This window comes from Massilia frigida (assembly GCF_011682175.1).
Taxonomy (GTDB): domain Bacteria; phylum Pseudomonadota; class Gammaproteobacteria; order Burkholderiales; family Burkholderiaceae_D; genus Telluria_A; species Telluria_A frigida.
The window spans coordinates 1-644 of sequence record NZ_WHJG01000164.1 but is presented as its reverse complement, the minus strand read 5'-3'; the positions used below and the strand labels follow the sequence as shown (position 1 = coordinate 644).

The 644-nt window shown below is 56.1% G+C and carries 1 protein-coding gene; it reads right to left on the bottom strand.

The window, feature by feature from the left end:
• Window positions 1-197: 197 nt before the first annotated feature.
• Window positions 198-644 (bottom strand): transposase (locus F2P44_RS34505; protein ID WP_167094603.1); only part of this gene is annotated, 447 nt, incomplete at its 5' end.

Sequence of the window (644 nt, the reverse complement as noted above, 5' to 3'; positions counted from 1 at the left end):
GAGCCAGTTGCAAAACTATTTTCCTGAACCGGTCGGCATGAGGAAATCGTGATTTTTGATCACGTTTTTCGAAGTTAGACGGACTCTGCTGGTTTAAGGTGGCGGAATCATGGTCAATCTCGTAGGTGGGACGTGGCAGAACCGCGCCCGGTCTTTTGGGAGGGGAAATCGGCGGTCTTGCGGTTGAACTGGCTGTTTCATCTTCGCAGTCGCATCAATTGGTCTGCGCCCAAGGCGAGCAGACCGAACATCAAATGGCTCATGACTTTGGCGTGGCCCTTAACCATGACGTTACGCCCGCCAAACTCATCCTTGAGGCGGGCATTGGTACGCTCGGCGATGCTGCGTTCACGGTAGCGCACGGCGTCAGCCGGCTCGAAGTATTCCTTTTCGCCGCCCCTCGGATTGTGATCAATCAGCGGCACATGGCCCAGCTCCCGGCAATGTGCATGCAACTCTTTGCTGCAGTACGCCGCATCCATCAGGTCGTACAAATTGGTGACCCGGTCTTTGGTGATGTGAGAGAGCGGCACAGCGGCACGGCTGTCGTGCATCGAGGCGGAACACAGCAAAGCGGCGATCGGTACGCCGCAGTCGGCAGTGTCGATATGTAGCTTATAACCGTTCCAACTGGTCTTGTAGCC